This is a genomic window from Lentzea rhizosphaerae, assembly GCF_042649515.1.
Taxonomy (GTDB): Bacteria; Actinomycetota; Actinomycetes; order Mycobacteriales; family Pseudonocardiaceae; genus Lentzea; species Lentzea aerocolonigenes.
Genome location: NZ_JBHRZI010000015.1, coordinates 539,544 through 564,552, shown reverse-complemented (window position 1 = coordinate 564,552; position 25,009 = coordinate 539,544). Strand labels below are relative to the sequence as shown.

The following is a 25,009-nucleotide window of genomic DNA, read 5'->3' as shown; positions in this document are numbered from 1 at the left end:
CGTGGACTGCGGGAAGGGACCAAGTGATCGGGAAGATCAGCGCGCTCGTCGGCGTGCTCGCCGTCAGCGTCGTCGCGGGCGTCTCCCTCGGACCTGTCTCCGTGCCGTTCGGCCTCACCCTGGAACTGCTGCACGCGGCCGTCACCGGCGGCACGATCCCGGCGGACCTCGCCGGGCAGTACCACATCGTCTGGGACATCCGGCTGCCCCGCGTGCTGCTCGCCGCGGTAGTCGGTGCCGGGCTGAGCGCGGTCGGCGTCGCGATCCAGGCGATGGTCCGCAACGCCCTCGCGGACCCGTACGTCCTCGGCATCTCGTCCGGCGCGAGCGTCGGTGCGACGGCGGTGGCGACGCTCGGTGTCCTCCAGGGGCTCGGTGTGTACGCGCTCTCGACCGGAGCTTTCCTGACCGGACTCGGTGCCACGGCGCTGGTCTACCTCACCGCGCGCACGAGCGGCGGGCTCACACCGTTGCGGCTGGTGCTGACCGGAACCGCGCTCGCGTACGGGTTCTCCGCCGTGGCGATGCTGCTGGTGTTCCAGGCACCGCACGGTGAGGCGGCCCGCAGCGCCATGTTCTGGTTGCTCGGCAGCCTCGGCGGAGCGAACTGGCAGTCGTTGCCCGTCGCCACGGTGGTGACCGCGGCCGGGATCGTCTACCTGATGTCCAGGGCGCGGCAGCTCAACGCGCTGGCGATGGGCGACGAGACCGCGACCACGCTCGGCGTGGCGGTCAACCGGTTCCGCACGCACCTGTTCGTCGTCACCGCGGGCATCACCGGCGTGCTGGTGGCGGTCAGCGGGGCCGTCGGGTTCGTCGGGCTGATGCTGCCGCACCTGACGCGCATGGTCGTCGGCGCCGACCACCGCAGGGTCCTGCCGCTCGCGCCTCTCGCCGGAGCGAGCTTCCTGGTGTGGGTGGACGTCGCCGCCCGGATGCTCGCGGCACCGGAGGAACTGCCGCTCGGCGTCATCACGGCCGCGATCGGGGTGCCGTGCTTCATCTTCCTCATGCGCCGCAGGGCCTACGTGTTCGGAGGACGCTGATGCGCGTCGAGGTCGACCAGGTCACCGTCCGCGGCATCGTCGAGGACATCACGCTGCACGCCGACAACGAGGTCGTCGGCATCGTCGGCCCGAACGGCAGCGGCAAGTCGACCACGCTGCGCTGCGTCTACCGCGCGCTGAAGCCGGACGCGGGCGCCGTGCTGATCGACGGCCAGAACGTCCACAAGCGACACGACCTCGCCCGCGATCTGGCCGCGCTCACGCAGGAGTCGCAGGTCGAGTTCGACTTCACGGTCAGCGAGGTCGTGGAGATGGGCAGGCTGCCGCACGACCGCGACCCAGTCCGCGACCGTCGGGTGGTCGCGGACGCACTGGCCACAGTGGACGTCGCCCACCTCGCCGAGCGCAGCTTCCTCAGCCTGTCCGGCGGCGAGCGCCAGCGCGTGCTGATCGCCAGGGCGATCGCCCAGGAGCCGAAGGTCCTCGTGCTGGACGAGCCGACGAACCACCTCGACATCCGTCACCAGCTCGAGGTGCTGTCCCTCGCCCGAGGCCTGGGCGTCACGGTGCTGACCGTCCTGCACGACCTGAACCTGGCCGCGTCCTTCTGCGACCGGCTCCACGTCCTCGACGAGGGACGTCTCGTGGCGGGCGGCACCCCGGAGGAAGTCCTGGTGCCCGAGCTGATCGCCAAGGTCTTCCACGTCACCGCACACGTCGTCACGCACCCCACCACGGGAGTTCCGCAACTCCTGTTCGACCAGGAGGTCACCCCTTGAGAACCGCACTCGTCACAGCCGCTCTGCTGCTCGTCTCCGGCTGTGGCGCCACGGTCGCGCAGGACGCCTCGAAGACCGACCCGGTCACCGTCACGAACTGCGGCCAGCAGGTCACGTTCGACGAGGTTCCGTCCAAAGTGGTCACGAACGACACCGGCATCACCGAGCTGATGTTCGCGCTGGGTCTCAAGGACCGCATGGCCGGGTACGTCGTGAACGGCGACAACACCGCCGACCTCAAGACCTCGCCGTGGAAGGCCGACTTCGACAGCACCCGCAAGCTCGCCGACAAGATCTCCAAGGAGGTCGTGCAGGGCGCCAACGCCGACCTCGTCTTCGCCGGCTGGAACTACGGTTTCAGCGAGAGCACCGGTTTCACACCGGACGCGTTGAAGCAGCTCGGGATCGGCACGTACCAGCTCACCGAGGCGTGCCGGAACGGCGTCGGCAAGCAGCGCGGCATCATGCCCGCCCTGGACGCGTTGTACACGGATCTCCGCAATCTGGGGAAGATCTTCCGCGTCGAGGCGAAGGCGGAGGAGCTCATCAAGGGCTACCAGCAGCAGATCGACAACGCGGCCGAGCTCATGGAGGGCAAGCCGCGCCCGAAGGTGTTCCTCTACGACAGCGGCCAGGACCAGCCCTTCACGTCCGGGAAGAACGCGGCCCCGCAGGACGTCATCGGCAAGGCCGGTGGCGACAACGTCTTCGGCGACCTCAACGACAGCTGGACCACGGTCAACTGGGAGGCCGTCGTGCAGCGCAACCCCGACGTGGTCCTGATCGTCGACTACGCGGACGGCGACTTCAACACACCTGAGCAGAAGCAGAAGTTCCTGGAGGGCTTCGCGCCGCTCGCGAATTCCCCGGCGATCAGGAACAAGCGCTTCTACGCCCTTCCGTACGCGGCGCTGGTCGAGTCGCCGCGCAACCCGGCGTCGATCGAGGCCTTCGCGAAGTACCTGGCTTCTGCGTGACCTCGGGGCCCTGCTTGTGATGTGGGCCACTGGCCTCAACGTGACCTACGAGGTGAAGAACGTCGGCGCCATCGCCTGTCAGGGTGACGTTCTGCTCGGCTCGGCTCCGATCGAGCACTCGGAGCGGATCGGTGAAGTCGGATCTGGGAAGTGGTTCGGCATCGGCATGTCCGCCTCCCCGCAGACCGCCTACGTACCGGGCGTGGTGCCGGACGTCGCCTGCATCCTGGACCTGTACGCCAATGACCACCTCCAGTGGATCGACCGGAGAGGCACCGTCGACCGGGAAGTCTTCCTCTCCGTGCAGAACCGGGCCGCCAAGCCCTGCGACGGGAAGTTCGTCCTCTCGTCCATCTGAGATGCCGTGCTGAGTACTGCCAGGCGTGCGGCAGTACTCAGCGTAACCACATAGTGGGAGATTTCCTCCCGGCGCTTGGTACGTCGTGCTGAGCTGTGGCAGCATCCGCTACATGGCTCAGCACCTCGCCATCATTATCGACGAGCGCGTCGGGTAGTTGCCGCCCCTGGCACCCGACGCGCAGACCTCTCGCATCCCGCGGGGGGTCTTTTTGTTTGTCCGGATGAGGAGATGACCCCGATGGCCGGCCCTACCGACGAGTTCCACGTCTACGACACGACGTTGCGCGACGGCGCACAACGTGAGGGCATTTCGTACTCCGTCACGGACAAGCTCGCGGTGGCGCGGCTGCTGGACGGGCTCGGCGTCGGGTTCATCGAGGGCGGCTGGCCCGGCGCTCTGCCCAAGGACACGGAGTTCTTCGCCCGTGCCGCGGCCGGTGACCTGGAGCTCAAGCACGCCAAGCTGGTCGCGTTCGGAGCGACCCGCAAGGCAGGGGTGAAGGTCGAGGAGGACCTGCAGGTCAAGGCGTTGCTGGACTCCCAGGCGCCGGTGATCACGCTGGTTGCCAAGTCCGACCTCAGGCACATCGAACGCGCGTTGCGCACGGACACCGACGAGAACCTCAGGATGGTGCGCGACACCGTCCGGTTCCTCAAAGACCACGGAAGGCGCGTCTTCCTCGACGCCGAGCACTTCTTCGACGGATATGCGTTCTCCCCGGACACCAGCCTGCGCGTGCTGGAGTCCGCTGTGGAGGGTGGCGCGGACGTCGTCGTGCTGTGCGACACGAACGGTGGTCAGCTGCCGTTGGGTCTCGCTGAGACGGTCGCGGAAGTCGTCAAGAAGACCGGCTTCCGAGTAGGCATCCACTGCCAGGACGACACGTCCTGCGCCGTGGCGAACACCATCGCGGCCGTGCAGGCGGGCGCGACGCACGTTCAGTGCACCGCCAACGGATACGGCGAGCGAGCAGGCAACGCCGACCTGTTCGCCGTCGTGGGAAACCTCGTGACCAAGCTCGGCGTGGACGTGCTCCCGACCGGGGCACTGGCCGAGCTCACCCGTGTCTCCCATGCGTTGGCCGAGATCGCGAACATCGCACCCGACACCCACCAGGCCTACGTCGGGTCGTCAGCATTCGCTCACAAGGCGGGTCTGCACGCGAGCGCGATCAAGGTGGATCCGGAGCTGTACAACCACATCGATCCGGACATCGTCGGCAACGACATGCGGGTGCTGGTCACCGAGATGGCCGGCCGGGCGAGCATCGAACTCAAGGGACGTGAGTTCGGGCTCGACCTGGCCGGCCGGTCAACCGAGGTCGGCAGCGCGCTGAAGCGCGTCAAGGAACTGGAAGCGAAGGGCTGGTCGTTCGAGGCCGCCGACGCCTCCATGGAACTGCTGCTGCGCTCGGAGCTGTCCCAACTGGACACTCCTCCGTTCACGCTGGAGTCCTACCGGGTCGTGCTGGACCACCGCTCGGACGGTGAGATCGTGTCCGAGGCCACGGTGAAGGTGCACGTGGCGGGGGAGCGGGTCATCGCGACCGCCGAGGGCAACGGTCCCGTGCACGCGCTGGACGCGGCCCTGCGCAAGGCGTTGCTGCCGCACCTGTCGTGGTTGGACACGGTGGAGCTGGCCGACTACAAGGTGCGCATCCTCACCGAGCACCCCGGCACGGACGCCGTGACGCGCGTGCTCGTCGAGTCGACCGACGGTGAGCGCGAGTGGACGACCGTGGGCGTGCACGGGAACATCGTCGAAGCCTCGTGGCTCGCGCTGTGTGATGCGCTCGTGCACAAGTCGATGCGGAGTTCCAAGCCCGTCTAAGGTTGGAACGTGCGTATCGCCCGGATTGCTCACCCCCAAGGCGTGGCTTTCGTCGCCGTTCACGGCGACGAGGCCGCGGAAATCGCCGAACACCCCTTCGGCACGCCCACGTTCACCGGCCGCAAGTGGCCGCTGGCCGACGTCAGGCTGCTGGCGCCGATTCTGCCGACCAAGATCATCGGCATCGGCCGCAACTACGCCGACCACGCCGCCGAGCTCGGCAACGAGGTGCCGGCCGAGCCGTTGGTGTTCCTCAAGCCCAACACGTCGGTCATCGGCCCGAACGTCGAGATCAAGATCCCGGCCGCGTCCGAGCGCGTGGACTTCGAGGGCGAGCTGGCCGTCATCATCGGCCAGCCGTGCCGCGAGGTCTCGAAGGCCAAGGCGATGGGCGTCGTGATGGGGTACACCATCGCCAACGATGTCACCGCGCGCGACCTGCAGAAGAAGGACGTGCAGTTCACGCGTGCCAAGGGTTTTGACACGTTCTGCCCGATGGGTCCCTTTATCGAGACGGAGTTCGACCCGTCCGACGTCCGCGTCGTCACCGAGGTCGACGGGGAGGTCAAGCAGGACGGGCGTACTTCGTTGATGGTGCACGACATTCCGTCGCTCATCGAGTACGTCTCCGGGATCATGACGCTGCTCCCCGGCGACGTCATCCTGACCGGGACCCCGGCGGGCGTCGGGCCGATGACGGCCGGACAGACCGTTTCCGTGACTGTGGACGGCCTTGGCACGCTCACCAATCCGGTCGCAAATAGGTAGCCGTACGGAGCAATCCGGCGTTCGGCAGGTTACGCACTCGGGTACCCGCGAGTAACTTCCCGGTGTCATGACGGACCTGGCGTCCACCCGTGTGCTGCTGGTCGACGGTTCGCAGCTCCTCACCGAGGGACTGCGGCTCTCGCTGCACCGCACGCACTGCTTCCGCGTTGTGGGCATCGCCCACACCGTGGCCGATGCCGCGCGCAGTCTGCGCAGCACACCGGTGGACCTGGTCGTCACGGACTTCGACGTGCCGGGCGCCGGTCCGCTGCGCACCGTGCGCGACACGGCGCAGTACCGGCCGAGCGCCCGTGTCGTCGTCCTGTCCAATGCGGACAGTCCGAGCTGGGCCCGCGCGGCGCTCGACGCCGGCGCGGTGGCCTACCTGCTCAAGACCTCACCCGTGGCCGAGCTGCTGCCGCTGATCGCGGCCGCCGTGCGGGGTGCTCCCGCCACGATCGACGCACGGGTGGGGTCGCTGGCACGTCTGCCGGCACGGATGCCTCCGCCCGCCTCCCTCGCCCAGCTGTCGGCGCGCGAGTTCGACGTGCTGGCCGAGATGGCGAAGGGCATGGACAACGCGCGCATCGCCCAGCGGCTCTTCATCAGCAACGACACCGTGAAGACCCACGTGAAGGCGATCCTGCGCAAGCTGGGCGCCCGGGACCGCGCCCACGCCGTGGCGATGGTGCTCGGCGAGTCCTCCGAGGCCTTCGTCACGACCTAGTGGTCGTCACGACCTGGCGATGGTCTGCGGTGCTCGGCGGGCGAACTCCGGCGCGTGCTCCGGGCGCGGCCCGATCGCGATCACGTACGCCGGCACCACCTGCAGGAACGGGAACCGCTGGGCGAGCCTGAGCGGCAGCGGCACGCCGGGGTTCGAGACCGTCTCCGTGCTGTTGAGCTTGCGGCCGAGGAACAACCGGTGGATGACCCGCTGCAGGGTCTGGATCACCACGGTCGGGAACAACCGCCGCCGGCGCACCTTCGCGAGCGCCGCGGGTGAGACCGTGCCCTGCCGCAACGGCTTCGCGAGCAGCCTGGCGGCCGCCACGGCGTCCTGCACGGCCAGGTTGATGCCGACGCCACCGACGGGCGACATCGCGTGCGCCGCGTCACCGATGCACAGCAGACCGTCGACGTGCCAGCGCCGCAACCGGTCCAGCTTCACGTCCAGCAGCTTCGCCTCGTCGAGGGACTTGATGTGGTCCACCCGGTCGGCGAGCCACGGGACGAGCGTGACCACGCGCTCCCGGAACTTCTCGACGCCCTCGGCGCGGAGCTTCTGGTCCGTGCCCTTGCGGATCAGGAAGGCGCACTGGAAGTACTCGCCGCGCGGGATGAGGACCATGGCACTGCCCGCGCTGAACCGGCCACCGCCGCCCTTGACCGGGTCGTCCTCGTTGCGCGGCAAGCGGAACCACCACACGTCCATCGGCGCGCCGAAGCTGTACACGGGCAGGTTCACCGCGTCGCGCAGGATCGAGCTGCGCCCGTCCGCGGCGACGACGAGGTCCGCCGCGATCTCGCCCTCGTGCCCGTCGACCCGGTCCCGGTACTTCACGCCGGTGACCCTGTTGCCGCTCCTGGTGATCGCCGTGACCTCGGTGTTCATCCGCAGCGTGAACGTCGGTTCGAGCTTGCCCGCGTCCGCCAGCAGGTCGAGGAAGTCCCACTGCGGCACCATCGCGATGCGCTTGTTCGGGCCGGGGAGCTTCCTCAGGTCGGCGATCGTGGCCGTGGCGTTGCCGTCGAGCAGCGCCTCCATCCTGTCGATGTCCTGGTGCGGCACCTGTGCGAACGCGGGCCCCAGTCCCAGCTCGTCCATCAGTGTGAGCGTCGAAGCGTGCACCGTGTCGCCGCGGAAGTCGCGCAGGAAGTCGGCGTGCTTCTCCAGCACCGTGACCTCGACACCACCGCGCGCCAGCAGCAGCCCCAGCACCATCCCCGCAGGTCCGCCTCCGACGACGAGGCAGGTTGTCCTCTCCATGTCGATCCCCTCTTTTCAACCACTGTTGAATAAACTCAGCATGCTCTTGATCGCCACACGCGTCAAGCCGAGTTCCGTGTGACGCGGCTCGCCGGGCAGGGTCGAGTACTCTGTAGACGGTCTGGGAAACCAGGCCCCGAAACGGTTGCGGCAGATGCGGAACGTCCTTGTGCGAGCTAAGGTGTCGCGCTCGCGGAACAGCCCGTTCGGGCAGGCGTCGTTGCGTCGCCGAACAACACTCGACCGGGGGATTGCAATCGGCGCCTGGGCGAGCGTCACTGGTTCGTTCGGGGCCTCAAGGTCCGCTTGATCGTGCAAGGACCTATAGGAATCACCTCGTTAGCCGAATCGGACGAGGCCCCCTCGCACCTAACCTTCCGGGGTGACAACTGCGTCCCCGACTTTCACGCGTAAGAGAACCGGCGAGATCCGCGCTGTCTGCCTGGACGTCGACGACACACTTGTCGACTACAGCACGTCTTCGCGCGCCGCGTTGGCCTCGATGGTCGGTAACGCCGACGCCTGGTCGTTGTGGCAGCGAATCACCGACGACCACGTCTCCCGCCAGCTCGCCGGCGAGCTCCAGTACGAGTCGATGCGCAACATCCGCACCCAGGCCTTCTTCGCCGCGTTGGGCGAGGAGTTGACCCTGGAGGAGGCCACCCGCCGCGAGCTGGGCCGCCAGGAGGTCCTCACCGCGGGCTGGTGCCTGTTCCCCGACGTGATCCCGATGCTCGACTGGCTGCGTGCGACAGGCCTGCCCATCGCCGCGATCAGCAACGCCTCCGGCCGTCACCAGCGCGTGAAGATCGCCCAGCTGGGCCTCTCCGAGTACTTCGACGCAGTCCTGATCGCAGGCGAGGTCGGCTGCGCCAAGCCGGAGCGCGTGATCTTCCACACGGCCTGCCTCGCCCTGGGTGTCCCGCCCGGCGACACCGTCCACGTGGGAGACAGGCTGCACGCCGACGCCATCGGCGCGCGTGACGCCGGGATGCACGGCGTTTGGATCAACCGCACGGGCCCGACCGGGGGAACGCTGCCCGCCGGCCTGTCGTCCATCACGTCGCTCGCGGAACTGCCGGAGCTCCTCGTGTGCGAACTCTCCGCCGCAACCGCATGAGATAGACCCCGAGACCGGCCTCTACCTGCGTGTTTGCCTGCGGGTGGGGGCCGATTTCACTTCTGGTGGGGGCGTGGTCTAGTATTTCTCCCGGCAGCAACGAGGGCCTCGGAACTCCCAAGAGACAGCACAGGGACAACGAAGTCGATCGTGAAAGCCAATGGGGTATGGTGTAATTGGCAGCACGACTGATTCTGGTTCAGTTAGTCTAGGTTCGAGTCCTGGTACCCCAGCTGCGAAGGAAGAACTGCCCTCGGGTAAGCTTCCGGAGCTGCTGAAAATAGCAAGAAGAAGAACTGAATAGCCGGATTTGGACCGGACAGAACGATCTGATAAGGTTCAAACCAGCAAGAAGTTCTAGGGCCCCGTCGTCTAGCGGCCTAGGACGCCGCCCTCTCAAGGCGGTAGCGAGGGTTCGAATCCCTTCGGGGCTACAGAGGTGGGAGAGGCCTGTCAGCGGAAAGCGCTGACAGGCCTCTTTCGCATTGTCTTCTGGGGGCCGAGCCCCCAGACCCCCAGCCGGCGGGGCTTCGCCCCCCGGACCCCCCGTAGGTTGCCTGCGTTGTGTGGTGAGGGCGTCGCTTCGCTCGCCATCTTGGGGGCTTCGCTTCGCTCGCCAGTGGATGGGGGCTCGCTTCGCGTCGCCAATGCGCTCGGTGGGGCTTCGCTTCGCTCGCCGGAAACTGGGTGAGGCGGTTTAGAGGCGCCGTTTCTTGGATTGGAACTCGTCGGCGAGGAAACCCGTGACGCCGTAGTCAGAGTCACATCGGAACTTGAGCTCCTGTGTGTTCTGAATCGCCGAACCGGTCGAACTGACGCCGCCGGCACCCTCACTGGCACCATCGCGCAGAATCCCGCACTGGGCTGCACACTCCGCGGCAGACGTCACAGGGCTTCTTCCCCGTGTGGTGCGGGTAGAGGTTCGCTTGGGCTGTTGTCTTGCCGCTCCTCGTCGTCCTTGGCGATCTTCTTCGTGGTGTGGCGGTCTCGGGAGCGGCGTTCGCGTGTTGAGACAGGGGTTCCGCGTGTCGCGTTGGAAGGTGCGGCGTGTCGCGGGGCACAACGGCAACGGCCGCCCTCCCGTGGGAAGGCGGCCGTGTGTTTGCGTTGGTGCGTTAGAGGCGGCTTTGGAGGGCCTCGGCCGCTGCCAGGAGGTCGGCTGCCCAGCGGGCGCCAGGGCGGCGGCCCATTCGGTCAATCGGGCCGCTGACTGAGACCGCAGCCACTACTGCGCCCGAAGAGTCGCGGACCGGGGCCGAGACCGAAGCCACGCCTGGTTCTCGTTCGGCGACGCTTTGTGCCCAGCCGCGGCGGCGGACCTCCAGGAGAGTGCGTTCGCCGTACACGGCGTCGGCCAGGACGGCGCGCTGGGTGCCGGGGTCCGACCACGCGGCGAGGACTTTGGCGCCGGAGCCCGCCGTCATCGGGAGGCGCGCGCCGATGGGCACGGTGTCGCGCAGGCCCGACGGCGGTTCGGCCGCCGAGACGCACACGCGTTGCATGCCGTCGCGGCGGTAGAGCTGCACGCTCTCGCCGGTGATGTCGCGCAGGCGTGGCAGGACGGAGGAAGCCGCGTCCAGCAACGGGTCCGTCGCGCCACCGGCGAGCTCGGCGAGAGCCGCGCCAGGACGCCAGCGGCCGTCAGAGCCTCGGCGCAGCAACCGGTGCACCTCGAGGCCCACGGCCAGGCGGTGCGCGGTTGCCCGCGGCAGGCCGGTGCGATTGCACAACTCGGCCAGGCCGCACGGATCTTTTGCTACGGCGTTCAACACGGCCACTGCCTTGTCCAGCACGCCGATCCCGCTATGCTGTCCCACAAGCCGATACTAACTTCCCAGACAGTGAGAAGTCCAGATCTGTCGGCACGTCCATACTGTGGGAGATGTCGCGATGAGCCGCACGCTCGCGGAGAAGGTGTGGGAGGCACACGTTGTGCGCCACGGCAGTGGTGCGGAGCCGGACCTCCTCTACATCGACCTCCATCTGCTCCACGAAGTCACCAGCCCCCAGGCGTTCGACGGGCTGCGCCTGGCGAACCGGAAGCTGCGCAGGCCCGACCTGACGATCGCGACCGAGGACCACAACGTCCCCACGGTCGACATCGACAAGCCGATCGCCGACCCGGTGTCGCGCACGCAGGTCGAGACGCTTCGCCGCAACTGCGCGGAGTTCGGTGTGCGGCTGCACCCGATGGGAGACCTCGAGCAGGGCATCGTCCACGTGGTGGGCCCGCAGCTCGGCCTCACGCAGCCCGGCATGACCGTGGTGTGCGGTGACAGTCACACGTCCACGCACGGTGCGTTCGGTGCGCTGGCGTTCGGCATCGGCACGTCCGAGGTGGAGCACGTGATGGCGACGCAGACGTTGCCGTTGCGTCCGTTCAAGACGATGGCCATCAACGTCGACGGCGCGCTCAAGCCCGGCGTCACGGCGAAGGACATCATCCTCGCGGTCATCGCGAAGATCGGAACCGGTGGCGGGCAGGGCTACGTGCTCGAGTACCGCGGCGCGGCGATCGAGAACCTGTCGATGGAAGCGCGCATGACGGTCTGCAACATGTCGATCGAGGCGGGCGCGCGCGCCGGCATGATCGCACCGGACCAGACGACTTTCGACTACATCGAGGGGCGTCCGCACGCACCGTCCGGCGCGGACTGGGACGCGGCCGTCGAGTACTGGAAGACGCTGCGCACCGACGACGACGCGACGTTCGACGCCGAGGTGCACATCGACGCCGACGAGCTCACCCCGTTCGTCACGTGGGGCACGAACCCGGGGCAGGGCCTGCCTCTGGGCGCGAACATCCCCGACCCCGAGCAGATCGTGGACGAGAACGAGCGCGTGGCCGCCGAGAAGGCGCTGACGTACATGGGCCTCGAGCCCGGCACGCCGCTGCGCGACATCCGCGTGGACACCGTCTTCCTCGGCTCGTGCACGAACGGACGCATCGAGGACCTGCGCGCCGCCGCGGACGTGCTCAAGGGCAAGCACGTCGCTTCAGGAGTACGGATGCTGGTCGTTCCCGGTTCGATGCGGGTGCGCAAGCAGGCCGAGGAAGAGGGCCTGGACAAGGTCTTCCTCGACGCGGGCGCCGAGTGGCGGCAGGCCGGCTGCTCGATGTGCCTTGGCATGAACCCGGATCAGCTCGCCCCCGGTGAGCGCAGCGCGTCGACCTCGAACCGCAACTTCGAGGGCAGGCAGGGCAAGGGCGGCAGGACGCACCTCGTGTCGCCGCTCGTCGCCGCCGCCACGGCCGTGCGCGGCACCCTCTCCGCCCCCGCAGACCTGGAGAACTGACCATGGATGCCTTCACCACCCACACGGGCGTCGGCGTGCCGCTGCGCAGGTCCAACGTGGACACCGACCAGATCATCCCGGCCGTCTACCTCAAGCGCGTGACCCGCAGCGGGTTCGAGGACGGCCTCTTCGCCGCCTGGCGCGGTGACGAGCACTTCATCCTCAACCAGGAGCCCTTCAAGGCGGGCAGCGTCCTCGTGGCGGGTCCCGACTTCGGTACCGGTTCCTCCCGCGAGCACGCCGTCTGGGCGTTGATGGACTACGGCTTCCGCGTGGTCGTGTCGTCACGTTTCGCAGACATCTTCCGGGGCAACGCCGGCAAGCAGGGCCTCGTGGCGGCGCAGTGCAGCCAGTCCGATGTCGAGCTGCTGTGGAAGTTGCTGGAGTCCGAACCCGGCACGCCGGTCACCGTGGACCTCACCGACAAGACCGTTCGCGCCAAGGACTTGGTAGCCCCGTTCGAGATCGACGACTACACCCGCTGGCGCCTTCTGGAGGGCCTCGACGACATCGCTTTGACGCTCCGCCACGAGGCCGAGATCAGCGATTTCGAGGCCAATCGCCAGACTTGGTTGCCCACAACGGATCCGCTTCAGGCGGTCTGAGAGGGGGCCGGATTCTCCCCTTGAGAGGGGCGAATCCGGCGCCTCCTGTCCCTCGAAGGGGCGCAATTAGCCACGCCACAACGAAAATTTTGGCGTGGCGATTGGTATTTCTTGCGATTTGGGCCTACCGTTGCGTTCTAGTCGGCCCGACGCTAGGGCCGTGAGCGTCCTGGGAGGGACTGAAGGTGAACAAGGCCCAGCTCATCGAGGCGCTCGCCGAGCGCCTGGGAGACAAGAAGACCGCGGGTGCTGCTGTTGACGGCATCGTCGATGTGATCGTGCGTAGCGTCAACAAGGGCGAGAAGGTCAACATCACGGGCTTCGGCGTCTTCGAGAAGCGTGCCCGTGCGGCTCGCACCGCGCGCAACCCGCGCACGGGCGAGACCGTGAAGGTCAAGAAGACCAACGTGCCCGCGTTCCGCCCCGGCTCGACGTTCAAGGACGTCATCAGCGGTGCGAAGAAGCTGCCGAAGGCTGTTGCCGCCAAGGCTGCTGCCAAGCCGGCCGCTGCTGCCGCTGCGAAGCCCGCGGCTGCGAAGGCGCCCGCCACCAAGGCGGCGACCACCCGCGCAACCACCACGCGCACCCGCACGGCCGCGGCCGCCACCAAGGCGCCCGCGACCCGTCGCACCACCACGGCCGCCGCGAAGCCCGCTGCTGCCAAGGCGCCCGCGAAGGCGACCGCCACGAAGACCGCCGCCGCCAAGACGACGGCTGCGAAGGCCCCCGCGGCCCGCAAGACCGCTGCCGCCAAGACGACGGCTGCGGCCAAGCCCGCTGCGAAGACCACGGCTGCCAAGCCGGCTGCTCGCAAGACGGCTGCCAAGAAGAAGTGAGACGGGCCTCCTGAGGGAGGCTGCGTCACTTCAGCAACTACGCGGAAGGCCCCGGTGTGCGCACACCGGGGCCTTCGTGTTTGTCTGCTGTGCTTGTTGGCCGCTGCTTCGCAGGCGGCGGCGAGTTCGCCCTCAGTCGGTCGTCCGGCCACCGCTTCGGGCCGAATCGCCTTCGGCGGTTGACCCGAAGAGGCGACCGGACGACCGACGCGAACTCGCAGATCCGAGGCGCGGCCCTGGAGCCGTTGGCCTGGGAGAGAAGGTCGCCCGCACGTGTTCGGCGCCCCGAAAAGACCGGCCCTCGATTGTCGAGAGCCGCCCGCTGTCGAACCAGAGCCCAGGGCAGGCGCGCCTGGAGCCGTTGAGCCTCCAGGCAACGCGGGCCGACGTCTCGAGCCCCGGAAAGACCGGTCCGCAATTGTCAGCCACCACCGCTGTCGAACCGTCCGCCCACCCAATACGTATAACGTCCGAGAAGGCCGGGAAACGCCCTGCCCGCCAATAGAAATAACGCCCACACGCCTGCGAACGCCTCCCGGACAAGCGAAACCGCCGCCTCCCGGCCCGACTTGGTTGCCAGAGGCGAACTTTCGTCGAGCGGGGAGACGGCGGCTGAAAACGTCTGCAACAACCCTCAGGGGCGGGGCAGTGCCGAGGCCAGGTAGTGCGCCGACACCAGCGTTGGCCAGCGCGAAGGCGAGTCCGAAGTGGACCACGTGCCGAACGGCCGCGTGAAGGCGAGCACCCACACGCTGCCCTTCTTGCAGGGGATTTCGTCGAGCCGCAGCCCGCCCAGCTCTGCCAGCGACTGCACGACCGACGGGATGACGCCGCCCTGGGAGCACACGACGGCCCTGCCCTCGTCGGTCGCGACCTCCAGCAGTCGCACGAGACCCGCGTCCGGGTCGGGCCAGAAGCCCTCCTCGGACAGTCGGGGCTCCTCCGCGATCTCCACCGCGAGGTCCTCGGCCACGCCTCGCACGGTGTCCACACAACGCACCCTGGGAGCCGTGTGGACGCGCGTGGGCGACCACAGGGGCAGCAACGAGCGCAGCGCCGCGGCCTGCCGCCAGCCGGCGTCTGAGAGGGGACGAAGGTCATCGTCGTCGTCCCACTCGGACCGCTTTCCCGCCTTCGCGTGCCGCACCAGCAACACCAGCAACAGGTCGGCGGGCAGCCGGCAGAACTCCTTCAGCACCGCGCGGTCCGGTTCGTAGGTGAGCAACGCCGAGGCCTCTTCGACCGGCAGCCAGCGGAGTTCGTCCACCTCCTCATTGGGTTCGAAAGAACCGGAGACGGCCTCGGCGGCGTAGTAGTCGACCGTCTTGGGCACGCCTCGCACCGAGTACGAGACCTGCCGCAAATGGCGGCCGAGCACGCAGGAGAATCCGGTTTCCTCCTCCACCTCGCGCACCGCGCAGGCGGGAATCGTCTCTCCTGCGTCGAGTTTGCCCTTCGGCAAGGACCAGTCGTCATAACGCTGGCGGTGCGCGACCGCGACTTCGACGTCACCGTCGGCATCGCGCCAGAGCACCGCCCCAGCAGCTTTGATCACCCAAGAGCTCCGTGCTCGTGCAGCAGTTCCATTTGGTGGTCGCGCACCGACGAACCGTCCGACGGTGACGCGTCCCATTCCCCGTCCGAGCGCAGCACCCAGCAGCGCGTCTGCGGGTCGAGCGCCGAGGTGAAGACCTCGTCCAGCTGCTTCTTCAGGCGTGGCGTGTTCACGCGCACGGCGACCTCGACGCGGCGGTCGAGGTTGCGGTGCATCATGTCCGCGCTGCCGATCCAGTACTCGTCGCAGGCGACGAAGTGGAAGATCCGCGAGTGCTCCAGGAACCGGCCGAGGATCGAGCGCACCCGGATGTTCTCCGACAGGCCCTTGATGCCCGGCTTCAGGCCGCAGATGCCGCGCACGACCACGTCCACGGGCACACCGGCCTGTGATGCTCGGTACAGCGCGTCGATGACCTGCTCGTCCACGAGCGAGTTCACCTTGATGCGCACACCGGAGGTCTCACCCGCCTGCGCGCGCTCGATCTCGAGGTTGATGCGCTCCACGATGCCCTTGCGGACGCCGTAGGGGGCGACGAGCAGCGAGCGGTACTCGTCCTGGCGCGCGTAACCCGTGAGGACGTTGAAGAGGTCCGTGAGGTCCGCGCCGATCGTCGGCTCGGCGGTCAGGATGCCGACGTCCTCGTAGAGCCGCGCGGTCTTCGGGTTGTAGTTGCCGGTGCCGATGTGGCAGTAGCGCCGGATCGTCGAGCCCTCCTGGCGCACCACGAGAGAGGTCTTGCAGTGCGTCTTCAGGCCCACCAGGCCGTAGACCACGTGCACGCCGGCCTTCTCCAGCGTGCGGGCCCACTTGATGTTCGCCTGCTCGTCGAAGCGCGCCTTGATCTCGACCAGCGCCACGACCTGCTTGCCCGCCTCGGCCGCGTCGATCAGCGCGTCCACGATGGGCGAGTCGCCGGAGGTGCGGTACAGCGTCTGCTTGATGGCGAGCACGTGCGGGTCCGCGGCGGCCTGCTCGATGAAGCGCTGCACCGACGTGGAGAACGAGTCGTACGGGTGGTGCACGAGGACGTCGCCCTCGCGCAGCGTCGCGAACACGCTCTTCGGCGTCTCGCGCTCCCCGAACGCCGGGTGCGTCGCCGGCACGAACGCCGGGTCCTTCAAGGTCTTGCGGTCGATGCCGTAGAGCTGCCACAGGCACGACAGGTCGAGCAGGCCCGGCACGGTCACGACGTCGTGCGGGTCCACGTCCATCTCGCGCAACAACAGTTCGAGCATGTGCTCGGTCATGTCGTCGGCGACCTCCAGGCGCACCGGCGGGCCGAACCGGCGGCGGGCGAGCTCACGTTCCAGCGCCTGCAACAGGTCCTCGTCGCGGTCCTCCTCGACCTCCAGGTCCGCGTTGCGCGTCACCCGGAACGCGTGGCACTCGATGACCTCCATGCCGGCGAACAGCTCGCCCAGGTGCGCGGCGATGAGTTCCTCCAGCGGCAGGAAGGTCGCCGACGAGGACGACCGGTCCGCCTCGACGCGGACGAGCCGCGGCACGTTGTCCGGCACCTTCACGCGGGCGAACCGCTCGCCGCCGCCCTCGGGGTCCCGCACGGTCACGGCGAGGTTCAGGGACAGCCCGGAGATGTAGGGGAACGGGTGCGCCGGGTCGACGGCCAGCGGCGTCAGCACCGGGAAGACCTGCTCGCTGAAGTAGTTCGACAGCCTCAGCCGGTCGTAGTCGGTGAGGTCGCCCCACGCCACGATGCTGATCCGGTGCTCTTCCAGGCCAGGCCGGATGTGGTCGAGGAACGCGCGGGCGTGCTGCTCGACGAGTTCCTGCGAGCGCTTGGAGATCGCCACGAGCTGCTCGAGCGGCGTGAGCCCGTCCGCACTGCGCACCGTGAGGCCGGTCTCCGCGCGCCGCTTCAGGCCCGCGACCCTGACCATGTAGAACTCGTCCAGGTTCGACGCGAAGATCGCGAGGAACTTCGCGCGCTCCAGCAGCGGCTGCGAGGAGTCCTCGGCCAGCGCGAGCACGCGGGAGTTGAAGTCCAACCAGGACAGTTCCCGGTTGAAGTACCGGTCGTCCGGGAGGTCCGTGGGCAGGGCGCTCGACGTCACCGCGGGCGGCGCCGAGGGGACGCTGCGCACCGGCGTCGCCACCGGCTGGGTCGGCTGGGTCTTCGTCCGCGGAGGGTTGGAGGCCCGCCTGGTCGCCGCGCGAGGCTGCTTGCGCGGGGTCGCCGCGGGCGGAGGCGTCGCCTTGCTGCGCGTCGAGCGGCGTCGGGAGGGTGTCGCCTTGCCGTCGTTGTCGTCCGTGCTCACGCCCCGCATTGTTCCGCACTATCGCCGCGCGCGCCCCTAGCCAGAACGACCGACTGGTGAACTCCTCGTCACAGAACAGGCCTGCGCAGGGCGGTGACGACCCCGTCGGGACTACGTTCGAGGGTCACCCGCTGACCCGGACGCAGCATTCGCCAGCCACCCGCGGTGACCGCCTCGGCGCTCACGTCGACGAGAACACCGTCGTCCCGGAGCACAGTGGCGGAACCGTCACTGTTGAACGTGGATACGGTCGCCTGCACGGAGCAGAAGCCTAGACGTTCGGACCTACACGTCTCATTCGAGCCGCTGCCAGGGTCGATCCATGAAGGTTATAGCCACAATCACTGCGGCGACCCTGTTGGCCTTCACCACGGCAGGACTGGCAACGGCTGCGACGGCCGAACCCAGGACTCCGAAGGTGGACAAACCACGGCTGCAGGCGGCGGCCAAGAACGTGCGCCTGAAGGCCTCACTTCCCGGCACCGAACGGGCCATCTCGATCGCGTTCGCCCAGTACGGGCCTCGCGACGTCGCGTTCGTCAGCATGGAGACCGGGCTGAAGACGTTCGACGTCACCGATCTGGACCAGCCCAGGCTCCTCGACCACCTCACCAAGGAGGAGATGGCGCTGCCGGGCGACGACCCGACGAAGCGCTTCTGGGAGAACGAGGACATCAACGTCGACCCCAAGCGCAAGCTCGCGTTCCTGGCGCGCGAGGTCAACTCGTTCGGCCGCACGCTGCCCGGCGACCGCCCGACCGGCAACTACATCGTGTCCGCTGTGGACCCGGCCGACCTCAAGATCCTGAGCTTCCACCGGCAGAACACGGGTCACACGAGCACCTGCATCAACGACTGCCAGTTCCTCTGGACGGCGGGGCTCGACCGGTCGGACGCCAGGACCGGGCGGATCTTCGTCACCGACATCCGCGATCCCCGGACGCCGAAGGAGCTGCCGGTCTCGGTCGACGTCCGCGGCAAGGCGGGCGAAGGCAAGATCACGCACGACGTCCAGGTCGACGCCCAGGGCATCGCGTGGGTGGCGGGCGACGACGGCACCCGCGGCTACTACACCCAGGGCTGGCACCGCGACCCGTTGAGCGGCAAGTACCGCGAGGCGAAGGCGTGGGACCCGGTCGCCTACGCGGGCGGCACCGTGCCCAAGGCGGACATGCCGACCTCGTTCACGCACAACTCGTTCCGCCCGGTCGGCCGCACGCTCGGCGACGGTCCCGCGCCCACGCGTGAGAACCCGGCCGGTTCGCTGCTGCTGCACACCGAGGAGGCGTTCGGGTCACCCACGTGCAAGACCGAGGGCCGGTTCGTCATCTCCTCACTGCAGGGCACGCACAACGGTGAGGGCTGGGGCGAGAAGCCCGAGGAGATGAGGACGGTCGGCATCTGGAGCCCCGACGACCAGGAGGGCACGATCCCCGGCAACGTCACGTGCTCCGCGCACTACTTCGACGTGCAGAAGCGGATCGTGGCCTACTCCTGGTACAACCAGGGCACCAGGCTCCTGGACATCTCCAACCCCGCCAGGCCGATCCAGATCGGCTACTGGCGCCCGGACACCGCGACGTCGTGGGCGCCGTACTGGCACCGCAACACGGTGTTCGTCGCCGACATCTCGCGCGGCGTCGAGATCCTGGAGCTGGAGAAGGGCGCGTACGACGCGCAGGCGAGCGGGACCCCCGTGACGCTCACCACGCAGCACGCCACCGAACTGGCCAGGGAGAGCGACTCCGAACCCGTGCCGCTCGCTCCGAACCCGTTCTACGGCTGGGCCTGCCCGATGGTCGCCAACCGCGACGACTCGGACTGCGGCGTGGGAGCCTGCGGCGCACCCTGCTGAGTTCCGTTCTGGGCAACGGCCGTCTTGACGGCGGCCGCGGCACGCTGGCGAGTGATCACCCGACGGCCGACGTTGATCATCGGGATCTCGACGGTCACGTAGAGGACGCTCGCCAGCACCAGTCCCAGCGCCGTGACCACCACGGACTGTCCGATGCCCGACAAAGCGGGCCAGAAGAACGCGATGACCGTCGCGGCGATCGTCTGCACCAGGTAAAGCGAGTACGAGCGTTCGCCGACGAACTGCATCGGCTTCGTGGACAGGAAAGTGGTGGCCGGTCCCGGTGCGATCAGCGAGGTGAGCAGCACCGCGGTCGCGAGCGCGTAGACCGGAATGACCAGCACGTGACCTGGAATTCCGTTGAGTCCGTCGAGGAGTGCGGCGATCGGCTTCACGCTCAGGTGCACCGCGACGAATCCGAGCGAGACGATGATTTGCGCCACCGGATTCGTGAGCGGGCGAAGCAGCGCGAATCCGCGCGGGCTGTGCAGCGCGATCGCCAGCAGCACACCGGACAGGATCGAGAAGTAGTGCAGCGGCCAGCCGGGGTTGCTGTGCGACACGGTGAAGTTCACGACCACGAGCGCGAGCAGCATGCCGAGGGCGGTGGCACCGGCGCGGCGCTTGAGCACGACGGTGCCCAGCGCGATCGCCACCAGCGGCCAGACCAGGTAGAACTTCTGCTCGATGCCCAGTGACCAGGACTGTCCGTACGGGCTGGACCCGGCGAACTCGTTGGTGAAGGTCAGGAAGTACTTCAGCGCCGGGCCGATGCCGTTGCTGACGAACGTGCCCGCGACCGCCGAGCCGACGGCCGTGACGAGCAGGATCACGAAGTAGACGGGCAGAATCCGGAACGCCCGCCGCAGGTAGAACTCCTTCAGCGAAATCCGTCCGGTGCCGCGCTCCTCGCGCAGCATCAGGGTGGTGATGAGGAATCCGCTGAGGACGAAGAACATCTGGACCCCCGCCCACCCCTGCAGCCAGTCCGGGCCCCCGTAGTGGAAGAACACCACCAGCACCGCGGCAATGGCCCTCAGGCCGTCAAGAGCGGGAAAGCGGCGCAACGCCAGGTAGTCGGCGTGCGTCAACGACTTCATGCAGGAACACCTCGGGGCAAGCGTCGGGGTACGGCGCCGGGGGCTACGCCGTTCGCATCAGGGGATACGGATGTAAAGGTGCTGGGGTTTCCCGCCGCGTTGCTCGAAACAACATTTTCGTGGCGTTCGTCACTGTTTCAACAGCGCGACAACGGTGACAGCGCGGACAGGGGAGCGACCGCCGCAACACGCCACCCCTGCTGCGTGAGCGCGCCGCCGTGGACCTCCAGCCAGTAGCCGCCTTCTGTCGTGTGCATGGTCGCGCCACTGCGGATGTCCGTGACGTAGGACGACTCCGACTGCCACGACACGAAGTCGCCGCTGACCCGCGGGAAGACGATCCCCTCGGTCCTGGGCTTGATCTCCGCGAGCTCACGCGCTTCGGTCCAGCCCTCCCGCCAGCCGTGCAACGCGTCGCCCTGGGTCCACACCACCGTGCGCCCGTCGGACGTGGCGGTCCCGGGTCTCGCCTTGGTCAGCTGCTCCGGCAGCGCCCCTTCGGCGCGGAACCTCCCGTCCTGCAACCACAGGACCGCGTCGCCGAGGAACACCGGCTCCTTGCCTTGACCGATGATCCTGTCCTTCTTCTTGGCGAGGTCGTAGACGTGCACACCGGAACCGTCGGACCAGGCGGCCTTGCCGTTGTGCACCACGGCACCGCTCTCACCGATCCGCACAGGCGCGCCGTCGTTGCGCGCGTCCCACGCGTACGTCGTCATGGTGCCGTCGGACGGGCCCTGTTTCGTCGAGAACGTCACCCAGCGCCCGTCGAACTCGACGTCGAAGAGCTGCGCGTCGTTCTGCACGGCCATGACCTGCTGACGCTTCTTGCTGTCGCGCAACACGAGCTCGGTGGTCCTGTTGCGCGTGGTCTTGACCAGCGTGACGTCGGCGTTCTCGTTCGCGGCGACGACGGTGACCTTCTCGTGCGAGCCGGTCTCCGTGGTGTTGCGGGACAGCTGGTCCTTCCAGTCCTGGGGCAGGTCCACCCGGCACGAGTTCAGCGTGCTCGGTGCGGTGTAGTCGGACGGCCGGTCGATCGGAACGGCGGCGACACAGCCCGCGACGGCCGTGATCCCCGCCAGCGCGATGAGCGCTCGCATCAGTCTCCCAAGTCGTGATCACCCCAGTGACCCGGAAGACGCGTGAGGACCGCTCAGGTTGTCCAGGCGGGCAATGCGTTCGCGGTGTGCGCGCCGAGCCCGAGGGTGAGCGCGAGCCGCAGGTCTTCTTCCGTGTCCACGTCACAGCGCAGCGACGGCCACGGTCCGATCAACGCGACGGCACCGGAAATCCGGTGGTGGCCGGCGGACCCGACGCCGAACCTCGGGTCGAGCTCACCGCCGGGTGCGGCGAGGAGCAACGTCGTGCCGGTGCCCTGACGGTCGGGAACGAACGCGCGCCGGTTGTTCGCTGCTTGGAGCGCCGCCTGGAGTTCCGCCGGCTTGAGCGCGGGCAGGTCGGCCTGGAGCGCGCCGATGCGGTCGGACCGCAGTGTGCGCGCGCCGTGCTTCAACGCCGCGTTGAGTCCGGGCTCGGCGGGCTCCGGCAACGACTCGACGCCCAGCGCCGCCATCTCGGCGGCGACGGCCGGGTCCGATGTGATCGTCACCACGCGACGGACACCGGGCGTGGCCGCGGCGGCGCTCACCGTGTCCATGGCGAGCGCGAGCGCCAGCGCCGCGTGTGACACCGGATCTCCTCCGGTGGCGCTGGTCAGCCTGGTCTTTGCCCTGTCGAGCGTTTTGACCGGAACCACGAGGTCAACTTCATCCCGCACCTCGCCATAGTCCACGATTCGACGACTAGTGTGCTCATGGGCGCAGTACGTGCTGGTCAGGAGTGAGGAGAGGTCAGCGTGGCCAAGGAGAAGGGCGGCTTCTGGGTCGGAGTCGCCGCGGCGATCGTCTACCCCATGTCGTTCGTGCTGGGCAGGCACCGGATCCTGCACGGCGACCGCATCCCGCGCCAGGGATCGGCGCTGCTGGTGATGAACCACATCTCGCACCTCGACCCGTGCTACGACGCCGTCTTCGTGCACAAGAACGACAGGGTGCCGCACTTCCTCGCCAAGCACAGCCTGTGGAACGTGCCGATCATGGGCGCGATCCTGAAGGGGGCGAAGCAGATCCCGGTCTACCGGGGCACGTCCGACGCGCAGCAGAGCCTGCGGGAGGCGCACAACGCGCTGGCGACCGGTCAGGTCGTGGTGATCTATCCCGAGGGCACCATCACCAAGGACCCGGACGGCTGGCCCGCGAACTCCCGCACCGGCGTGGCGCGGCTCGCGTTGCAGCACGACGGTCCGGTGATCCCGGTCGCCCGCTGGGGCACGCTCGACCTCTACAACCACTACCAGAAGAAGTTCCGCCCGTTCCCGCGCAAGACGATCACGCACGCCGTCGGCGAGCCGATCGACCTGTCCGCCTACCGCGGCAAGGAGGAGACGCTCCCGTTGCTGCGCGAGGTCACCGATCTGCTGATGAACCACGTGAAGGCCCAGCTCGCCGAGGTGCGCCAGGAGCAGGCGCCCGAAGGCTTCTACGGTCCGAGGAAGGCCTGAACACAATGGCGATCGAACGTGTTGCGGTGCTCGGCGCCGGTTCGTGGGGCACGACCTTCGCGAAGGTGATCGCGGACTCCGGTCCCGAGGTCGTGCTGTGGGCGCGCAGGCAGGAGGTCGCTTCGACGATCACCGAGACCCGCGTGAACGCCGACTACCTGCCCGGCATCTCGTTGCCCGCCAACCTCGCCGCCACCTCCGACCCGGCGAAGGCGCTCGACGGGGCGGACGCGGTGGTGCTGGCGGTGCCGTCGCAGACGCTGCGGGTGAACCTGTCGGCGTGGAAGGAGCTGCTGCCGCCGGACGCGACGCTCGTGTCGCTGTCCAAGGGCGTCGAGCTCGGCACGCTCAAGCGGATGAGCGAGGTGATCCGCGAGGTCGCCGGCGTCGACGAGTCGCAGGTGGCCGTGGTGTCCGGGCCGAACCTGGCCAAGGAGATCGCCGTCGGCCAGCCGACCGCGACCGTCATCGCGTGCACGGACCACGACCGCGCGGTCGACCTGCAGCACGCGTGCTCCAACTCGTACTTCCGCCCGTACACCAACACCGACGTCGTGGGCTGCGAGCTCGGCGGGGCGTGCAAGAACGTCATCGCGCTGGCGTGCGGCATGGCGGCGGGCATGGGCTTCGGCGACAACACGATGGCGTCGATCATCACCCGCGGCCTGGCCGAGACCGCGCGGCTGGGCGCGGCGCTCGGTGCCGACCCGCTGACGTTCGCCGGCCTGGCGGGTCTGGGCGACCTGGTGGCGACCTGCGCGTCGCCGTTGTCGCGCAACCGGACCTTCGGCGAGCGGCTCGGCAAGGGCGAGACCCTCGCGCAGGCGCAGGAGGCCGCGCACGGTCAGGTCGCCGAGGGCGTGAAGTCGTGTTCGTCGATCCGCGAGCTCGCGGCCGCGCACGGCGTGGACATGCCGATCACCGAAGGCGTGCACCAGGTGTGCCACGACGGGCTGAGTGTGCGCGAGCTCGGTGTCGCGCTGCTGGGCCGCGACCGGAAGCACGAGCGCCAGTGAACGACTCCTACGGTGACGGCACCCGAGTGGTGCATTCGGTTTCGGGTGGGCCGGGAGAGCCTTACGGCGCGCAGCCGGTGTTCGCGTCGGCGTACCACCTCGGAGGCGACGACTTCTACGGCCGCGTCGGCAACCCGACCTGGCGTGCGCTGGAACAGGCGCTGGGGTCGTTGGAGGGCGGGGAGTGCGTGGTCTTCCCGTCCGGCATGGCCGCGATCATGACGTTGCTGCGGTCGGTGCTGTCCACAGGGGACACTCTCGCGGTGCCGTCGGACGGTTATTTCCTCACCCGGCGCGTTGTGTCCGAAATGGACGTCAAGGTGATCGAGGTGCCCACGGCCGGGCCGTACCCGTCCTTCGAGGGCGTGCGGCTGGTGCTGCTGGAGACGCCGTCGAACCCCGGTCTCGACGTCTGCGACATCGCGGCGTTGGCCGACGCGGCACATGCGGCGGGTGCGTTGCTGGCCGTGGACAACACGACCGCGACCCCGCTCGGGCAGCGGCCGCTGGAGCTGGGCGCGGACATCGTGGTGGCGTCGGACTCCAAGGCGGTGTCCGGGCACAGCGACGTCCTCTTCGGACACGTGACGGTGGCGTCGCCGGAGCTCGCCGCTCGGGTGCGGGAGCTGCGCACGTCGAACGGCGCGATTCCCGGGCCGTTCGAGACCTGGCTCGCGTTGCGCGGCCTGGCGACCCTGGACCTGCGGCTCGCGCGGCAGGCTGAGAACGCGGCGGCGATCTACGAGTTGCTCAAGGGGCGCGTCGACGGGCTGCGCTGGCCGGGTGCGCCTGAGGACCCCGCCTACCTCGTCGCGGCACAGCAGATGCGCCGGTTCAACGGCGTGCTGACGTTCGAACTGCCGTCGGTCGAGGCGGTCGACGAGTTCCTGTCGCGCCTGGAGGTGGTGTCGGCGGCGACGTCGTTCGGCGGCCTGCACTCCACCGCGGACCGGCGCGCCCAGTTCGGTGATCCGGTGCCCGAGGGCCTGGTGCGGTTCTCGGCCGGCTGCGAGGACACCGCGGACCTGGTCGCGGACGTGTCCCAAGCTCTGGGCCTGGTTTGACAGAGGG

23 protein-coding genes and 2 tRNA genes are annotated in these 25,009 nt (G+C 68.4%); 17 read left to right on the top strand and 8 right to left on the bottom strand.

The features are described 5' to 3' along the window. Nucleotides 1-23: 23 nt before the first annotated feature. From ACFOWZ_RS19655 to ACFOWZ_RS19625, 7 genes are all read left to right on the top strand, one after another. Entirely contained in the window at nucleotides 24-1,046 is a 1,023-nt protein-coding gene (locus ACFOWZ_RS19655; RefSeq protein WP_382374422.1) for a FecCD family ABC transporter permease, read from the top strand. Continuing rightward, entirely contained in the window at nucleotides 1,046-1,786 is a 741-nt protein-coding gene (locus ACFOWZ_RS19650) for an ABC transporter ATP-binding protein (RefSeq protein ID WP_382374420.1), read from the top strand. Before ACFOWZ_RS19655 ends, ACFOWZ_RS19650 begins: the two co-directional genes overlap by 1 nt. Beyond that, nucleotides 1,783-2,763 carry an ABC transporter substrate-binding protein gene (locus ACFOWZ_RS19645; protein ID WP_382374417.1) on the top strand — a complete coding sequence of 327 codons (981 nt, stop codon included), beginning with the start codon at nucleotides 1,783-1,785 and terminating at the stop codon, nucleotides 2,761-2,763. The genes ACFOWZ_RS19650 and ACFOWZ_RS19645 overlap by 4 nt, the downstream gene beginning before the upstream one ends. Before the next feature lie 19 nt (nucleotides 2,764-2,782). Continuing rightward, nucleotides 2,783-3,121 carry a hypothetical protein gene (locus ACFOWZ_RS19640; RefSeq protein WP_382374415.1) on the top strand — a complete coding sequence of 113 codons (339 nt, stop codon included), beginning with the start codon at nucleotides 2,783-2,785 and terminating at the stop codon, nucleotides 3,119-3,121. A gap of 240 nt (nucleotides 3,122-3,361) precedes the next feature. After that, nucleotides 3,362-4,954 carry a citramalate synthase gene (gene cimA / locus ACFOWZ_RS19635; RefSeq protein ID WP_382374413.1) on the top strand — a complete coding sequence of 531 codons (1,593 nt, stop codon included), beginning with the start codon at nucleotides 3,362-3,364 and terminating at the stop codon, nucleotides 4,952-4,954. 9 nt (nucleotides 4,955-4,963) lie between these two features. After that, the gene (locus tag ACFOWZ_RS19630) at nucleotides 4,964-5,722 is read left to right on the top strand and encodes a fumarylacetoacetate hydrolase family protein (RefSeq protein ID WP_030467916.1); all 759 of its coding nucleotides are present in this window, start codon (nucleotides 4,964-4,966) and stop codon (nucleotides 5,720-5,722) included. A 67-nt stretch (nucleotides 5,723-5,789) separates the two neighbouring features. Then, nucleotides 5,790-6,449, top strand: coding sequence for a LuxR C-terminal-related transcriptional regulator (locus ACFOWZ_RS19625; RefSeq protein WP_382374411.1), 660 nt, complete (start codon nucleotides 5,790-5,792; stop codon nucleotides 6,447-6,449). Nucleotides 6,450-6,455: 6 nt separating this feature from the next. Here the strand turns inward: ACFOWZ_RS19625 and ACFOWZ_RS19620 are convergent, their stop codons facing one another. After that, entirely contained in the window at nucleotides 6,456-7,712 is a 1,257-nt protein-coding gene (locus ACFOWZ_RS19620; protein ID WP_382374409.1) for an FAD-dependent oxidoreductase, read from the bottom strand. A gap of 382 nt (nucleotides 7,713-8,094) precedes the next feature. Between ACFOWZ_RS19620 and ACFOWZ_RS19615 the strand changes: the two genes are divergently transcribed. The 3 genes from ACFOWZ_RS19615 to ACFOWZ_RS19605 all read left to right on the top strand — a co-directional run bounded on the left by ACFOWZ_RS19615 (nucleotide 8,095) and on the right by ACFOWZ_RS19605 (nucleotide 9,266). Then, nucleotides 8,095-8,832: an HAD family hydrolase gene (locus ACFOWZ_RS19615; protein ID WP_382374407.1), complete on the top strand. Its 738-nt coding sequence runs from the start codon at nucleotides 8,095-8,097 to the stop codon at nucleotides 8,830-8,832. A gap of 161 nt (nucleotides 8,833-8,993) precedes the next feature. Then, nucleotides 8,994-9,065, top strand: a tRNA-Gln gene (locus ACFOWZ_RS19610). 128 nt (nucleotides 9,066-9,193) lie between these two features. Then, nucleotides 9,194-9,266 (top strand) — tRNA-Glu (locus ACFOWZ_RS19605). Nucleotides 9,267-9,947: 681 nt separating this feature from the next. On the opposite strand, the gene ACFOWZ_RS19600 is transcribed toward ACFOWZ_RS19605, so the two are convergent. Next, nucleotides 9,948-10,649 carry an IclR family transcriptional regulator gene (locus ACFOWZ_RS19600; RefSeq protein ID WP_051783466.1) on the bottom strand — a complete coding sequence of 234 codons (702 nt, stop codon included), beginning with the start codon at nucleotides 10,647-10,649 and terminating at the stop codon, nucleotides 9,948-9,950. Nucleotides 10,650-10,722: 73 nt separating this feature from the next. Here ACFOWZ_RS19600 and leuC point away from each other — a divergent pair, with 73 nt between their 5' ends. The 3 genes from leuC (at nucleotide 10,723) to ACFOWZ_RS19585 (ending at nucleotide 13,570) form a co-directional block, all read left to right on the top strand. Further along, the gene (gene leuC, locus ACFOWZ_RS19595; protein WP_382374404.1) at nucleotides 10,723-12,129 is read left to right on the top strand and encodes a 3-isopropylmalate dehydratase large subunit; all 1,407 of its coding nucleotides are present in this window, start codon (nucleotides 10,723-10,725) and stop codon (nucleotides 12,127-12,129) included. Nucleotides 12,130-12,131: 2 nt separating this feature from the next. After that, a complete protein-coding gene (leuD, locus tag ACFOWZ_RS19590; protein ID WP_030467922.1) occupies nucleotides 12,132-12,734 on the top strand; it encodes a 3-isopropylmalate dehydratase small subunit in 603 nt (200 codons plus the stop codon). 185 nt (nucleotides 12,735-12,919) lie between these two features. Beyond that, nucleotides 12,920-13,570, top strand: a complete 651-nt coding sequence (locus ACFOWZ_RS19585) for an HU family DNA-binding protein (protein ID WP_382374402.1) — start codon at nucleotides 12,920-12,922, stop codon at nucleotides 13,568-13,570. A 634-nt stretch (nucleotides 13,571-14,204) separates the two neighbouring features. Here ACFOWZ_RS19585 and ACFOWZ_RS19580 read toward each other — a convergent pair. Genes ACFOWZ_RS19580 through ACFOWZ_RS19570 form a run of 3 tightly spaced genes read right to left on the bottom strand, consistent with a single transcriptional unit; the run spans nucleotide 14,205 to nucleotide 17,664 of the window. After that, nucleotides 14,205-15,122: an NUDIX hydrolase gene (locus tag ACFOWZ_RS19580; RefSeq protein WP_382375099.1), complete on the bottom strand. Its 918-nt coding sequence runs from the start codon at nucleotides 15,120-15,122 to the stop codon at nucleotides 14,205-14,207. Beyond that, nucleotides 15,122-17,413, bottom strand: coding sequence for an RNA degradosome polyphosphate kinase (locus ACFOWZ_RS19575; RefSeq protein ID WP_382374400.1), 2,292 nt, complete (start codon nucleotides 17,411-17,413; stop codon nucleotides 15,122-15,124). Before ACFOWZ_RS19575 ends, ACFOWZ_RS19580 begins: the two co-directional genes overlap by 1 nt. Nucleotides 17,414-17,472: 59 nt before the next feature. After that, nucleotides 17,473-17,664, bottom strand: a complete 192-nt coding sequence (locus ACFOWZ_RS19570; protein ID WP_382374398.1) for a hypothetical protein — start codon at nucleotides 17,662-17,664, stop codon at nucleotides 17,473-17,475. A gap of 158 nt (nucleotides 17,665-17,822) precedes the next feature. Between ACFOWZ_RS19570 and ACFOWZ_RS19565 the strand changes: the two genes are divergently transcribed. Continuing rightward, the gene (locus tag ACFOWZ_RS19565; protein ID WP_382374397.1) at nucleotides 17,823-19,259 is read left to right on the top strand and encodes a hypothetical protein; all 1,437 of its coding nucleotides are present in this window, start codon (nucleotides 17,823-17,825) and stop codon (nucleotides 19,257-19,259) included. Here the strand turns inward: ACFOWZ_RS19565 and ACFOWZ_RS19560 are convergent. From ACFOWZ_RS19560 to cofC, 3 genes are all read right to left on the bottom strand, one after another. Then, nucleotides 19,181-20,359, bottom strand: a complete 1,179-nt coding sequence (locus tag ACFOWZ_RS19560) for an acyltransferase family protein (protein WP_382374395.1) — start codon at nucleotides 20,357-20,359, stop codon at nucleotides 19,181-19,183. The two genes, ACFOWZ_RS19565 and ACFOWZ_RS19560, sit on opposite strands and share 79 nt — an antisense overlap. Nucleotides 20,360-20,496: 137 nt before the next feature. After that, nucleotides 20,497-21,462, bottom strand: a complete 966-nt coding sequence (locus ACFOWZ_RS19555; protein WP_382374393.1) for a hypothetical protein — start codon at nucleotides 21,460-21,462, stop codon at nucleotides 20,497-20,499. Nucleotides 21,463-21,515: 53 nt separating this feature from the next. Further along, on the bottom strand, nucleotides 21,516-22,139 hold the full coding sequence (gene cofC / locus ACFOWZ_RS19550; protein WP_382374391.1) for a 2-phospho-L-lactate guanylyltransferase: 624 nt from the start codon (nucleotides 22,137-22,139) through the stop codon (nucleotides 21,516-21,518). A 135-nt stretch (nucleotides 22,140-22,274) separates the two neighbouring features. Between cofC and ACFOWZ_RS19545 the strand changes: the two genes are divergently transcribed. Genes ACFOWZ_RS19545 through ACFOWZ_RS19535 form a run of 3 tightly spaced genes read left to right on the top strand, consistent with a single transcriptional unit; the run spans nucleotide 22,275 to nucleotide 25,002 of the window. Next, a complete protein-coding gene (locus tag ACFOWZ_RS19545) occupies nucleotides 22,275-22,922 on the top strand; it encodes a lysophospholipid acyltransferase family protein (RefSeq protein ID WP_382375097.1) in 648 nt (215 codons plus the stop codon). A 5-nt stretch (nucleotides 22,923-22,927) separates the two neighbouring features. Next, complete coding sequence (locus ACFOWZ_RS19540) at nucleotides 22,928-23,938, top strand: NAD(P)H-dependent glycerol-3-phosphate dehydrogenase (RefSeq protein WP_382374389.1); 1,011 nt, start codon at nucleotides 22,928-22,930, stop codon at nucleotides 23,936-23,938. Further along, a complete protein-coding gene (locus tag ACFOWZ_RS19535; protein ID WP_382374387.1) occupies nucleotides 23,935-25,002 on the top strand; it encodes a cystathionine gamma-lyase in 1,068 nt (355 codons plus the stop codon). Before ACFOWZ_RS19540 ends, ACFOWZ_RS19535 begins: the two co-directional genes overlap by 4 nt. Nucleotides 25,003-25,009: the final 7 nt, after the last annotated feature.

What these genes read in the sequence shown, in the direction of transcription:
- leuC (WP_382374404.1), top strand. Translation starts at nt 10,723, where the DNA reads ATGAGCCGCACGCTCGCGGAGAAGGTGTGGGAGGCACACGTTGTGCGC.
- ACFOWZ_RS19555 (WP_382374393.1), bottom strand. Translation starts at nt 21,462, where the DNA reads ATGCGAGCGCTCATCGCGCTGGCGGGGATCACGGCCGTCGCGGGCTGT.
- cimA (WP_382374413.1), top strand. Translation starts at nt 3,362, where the DNA reads ATGGCCGGCCCTACCGACGAGTTCCACGTCTACGACACGACGTTGCGC.
- ACFOWZ_RS19540 (WP_382374389.1), top strand. Translation starts at nt 22,928, where the DNA reads ATGGCGATCGAACGTGTTGCGGTGCTCGGCGCCGGTTCGTGGGGCACG.
- ACFOWZ_RS19620 (WP_382374409.1), bottom strand. Translation starts at nt 7,712, where the DNA reads ATGGAGAGGACAACCTGCCTCGTCGTCGGAGGCGGACCTGCGGGGATG.
- ACFOWZ_RS19625 (WP_382374411.1), top strand. Translation starts at nt 5,790, where the DNA reads ATGACGGACCTGGCGTCCACCCGTGTGCTGCTGGTCGACGGTTCGCAG.
- leuD (WP_030467922.1), top strand. Translation starts at nt 12,132, where the DNA reads ATGGATGCCTTCACCACCCACACGGGCGTCGGCGTGCCGCTGCGCAGG.
- ACFOWZ_RS19545 (WP_382375097.1), top strand. Translation starts at nt 22,275, where the DNA reads ATGTCGTTCGTGCTGGGCAGGCACCGGATCCTGCACGGCGACCGCATC.
- ACFOWZ_RS19575 (WP_382374400.1), bottom strand. Translation starts at nt 17,413, where the DNA reads ATGCGGGGCGTGAGCACGGACGACAACGACGGCAAGGCGACACCCTCC.
- ACFOWZ_RS19560 (WP_382374395.1), bottom strand. Translation starts at nt 20,359, where the DNA reads ATGAAGTCGTTGACGCACGCCGACTACCTGGCGTTGCGCCGCTTTCCC.
- ACFOWZ_RS19640 (WP_382374415.1), top strand. Translation starts at nt 2,783, where the DNA reads ATGTGGGCCACTGGCCTCAACGTGACCTACGAGGTGAAGAACGTCGGC.
- ACFOWZ_RS19650 (WP_382374420.1), top strand. Translation starts at nt 1,046, where the DNA reads ATGCGCGTCGAGGTCGACCAGGTCACCGTCCGCGGCATCGTCGAGGAC.